Raw genomic sequence first — 2,132 nt, 5'->3', positions numbered from 1 at the left:
GCCCCTTGATGCCCTCAAGTCCTGGCGGGCCAAGTCACCCGACTTGTTCAAGAAGCGGCCAAAGAATCTCCCGGGTCTTGACAGCTAGACAAGGTGGCGCGACTTGACAAAGTCGCCAAAAAATACTATAGTCTTCATAAATTTAGCGGCGAGAAAGAAATGTTTTACTACTACGGCAGAAAAAAACAAATCGCAAAGCATTATCCGCCCCCCAATTATGGATGCATAATTGAGCCATTTGCGGGATCTGCCGCCTACTCACTCTTCTCAGACAACTGGCGCAATCAAGTCGTTTTAATTGAAAAAGACCCCAAAGTCGCATCCATTTGGGAGTGGTTGATAAGCGAAGCGACTGAACAAAAAATCAAAAACCTGCCAGACTTGAAGGTCGGAGAAAAAAGTTCAGAGTTCCTTCACATTATTCATGCGGCCACAAAAATGGCATTCAAATACAAAACCATAACGGTTACCCAAGTTTTGGCTAGAAACTGGGAAATTAGCAGGCGCGTTATGGCCGAAAACCTGCAAAAAATTAAACATTGGCAAATAATTTGCGGAGACTACACAATGGCCCCTGATATTGAGGCCACTTGGTTTATTGATCCGCCATACAAGTCAGAGCCGGGAATGGGTTACGGCTTCAGCAGTGCACTTATCAACTACGAAGAACTGGCAAAATGGAGCCTAAACAGGCAGGGAGAAGTAATTTGCTGCGAGGGTGAGTATGGCGACTACCTGCCATTTGAAACCCTGCTAGATTTAAAAGGCGTTGCGGGAAAGTCAAGCAGGGAAAAAATATTTTACCGCACGCCACATTCGCCCATGCAGCTCAGGCTAGTCGCGTAGTCATGGAAATCTAAACCGCAAGCTTCTGGAGTACGCTGTTAAATATTCATCTTTTTCAACCACAGCAACCCAGCCTCTACCCATTTTTGCCTTTCCGCTTGCCGCCATCCCGCTCACCTTTGTGTTGCGACCAGTAGTTCCGCTGATTTGTCCCCAATCATCCTCGCAAAGATCATCGCTATAAAACGCCCCGCTGATTGCTGGATAGTTGAAGGCCCGGCCATCTTCAACAAAATCCCAAACCAAACCAAGCAGTTCGGCAACTTCGCGGTGATGGGCCTGCCACGTGATTCCAGTCAACGATTCAATGCGGGTTTGACCCGCTCGCAAGTTTGCACCAGTTTCTATGTTGCCAATAGTGCACTTGATTTCCAACCCCTGTGGGTAGTTCCGTAAATCCTCTTCGGTGCAGTTAATCGCTGCTGGAGGCACCAAATCAGGATGCCCCTTCTCAATAGGATTAACAATTGCCCCAACCACATCAGCAAGCCTGTCACAAAAGACGGAGCCAATCATTGCGCTAGTCGTTTTGTAGTCGATGCTTTTGTACAAATTTGCCGGCAAGTCCCCAAGGATGGCATTCGTTTGCATTATTGCATTGCGGACGGCTTCACCAGTAACAATAAATCCGCAATTGATACGGAATCCTGGATTAATCTTGTAATTCAGCATACTGACCTTCAATCTCACTAATCAAGTCGCTTGCTCGAATATTCAGCGCCTTGGAAATTTTAAAAAGAATGGCGACAGTGGGCATCTTTAGCCCGCGCTCTATCTGACTCACATAGGTTCTATGAATGCCAGCAGCATCGGCAAGCTCCTCTTGAGAGAGGTGTGACAAATGACGATATTTGACTAACGCTTGGGCTATGACAGTACTCAGTGAGTTCATTTTTCTATGATCCCTGAATGAAGACCAAAGGTCTACAGACCATAGTATTCAAACATTGATGCCGCGCCTGACACTGCAATATTTATGTTCTCTCCTTTAAAAGGCCTAGCTGGGCGTTCAACGTGGACGCCACTACAGGCCATGCCTTCGGCATTCTCATGGCCTGTAGCGGTGCCCTACGCGCTTCGCGCTCCGGCGCCGGTTAACTAGGGCTACAAGGGCATCCCCGCGAAGTCAATAAAACCTCTCCGGGCAGGTTTTTATGAAACCCGCCTGAGCAGCAGGGCGATTGCATTAGCCATCGCTCGAAGTTTGTGCATGGCTGACTGAACCGGGCGTCAAGCCGAAGAGCCCTTGCAGGTAGTCATCGCTCCAGCCCATGCGCTTGCGCTTG

3 protein-coding genes are annotated in these 2,132 nt (G+C 48.3%); 1 reads left to right on the top strand and 2 read right to left on the bottom strand.

Going from position 1 to position 2,132, the window contains the following annotated elements:
* Positions 1-93 precede the first annotated feature (93 nt).
* Positions 94-846: a DNA adenine methylase gene (locus tag NFT33_RS16555; protein ID WP_251676990.1), complete on the top strand. Its 753-nt coding sequence runs from the start codon at positions 94-96 to the stop codon at positions 844-846.
* Here NFT33_RS16555 and NFT33_RS16550 read toward each other — a convergent pair whose 3' ends face one another.
* Together NFT33_RS16550 and NFT33_RS16545 are read right to left on the bottom strand one after the other, a co-directional pair.
* Positions 847-1,518, bottom strand: a complete 672-nt coding sequence (locus NFT33_RS16550) for a hypothetical protein (protein ID WP_251676989.1) — start codon at positions 1,516-1,518, stop codon at positions 847-849.
* Positions 1,499-1,738 carry a helix-turn-helix domain-containing protein gene (locus NFT33_RS16545; RefSeq protein WP_251676987.1) on the bottom strand — a complete coding sequence of 80 codons (240 nt, stop codon included), beginning with the start codon at positions 1,736-1,738 and terminating at the stop codon, positions 1,499-1,501. The genes NFT33_RS16550 and NFT33_RS16545 overlap by 20 nt, the downstream gene beginning before the upstream one ends.
* Between the last annotated feature and the right edge of the window lie 394 nt (positions 1,739-2,132).

Origin of the sequence: Sphaerotilus sp. FB-3, assembly GCF_023706025.1 — a bacterium.
GTDB lineage: Bacteria > Pseudomonadota > Gammaproteobacteria > Burkholderiales > Burkholderiaceae_C > Sphaerotilus > Sphaerotilus sulfidivorans.
Note: the sequence above shows the minus strand (reverse complement) of the source record. Positions and strands in the feature narration are given on the sequence as shown.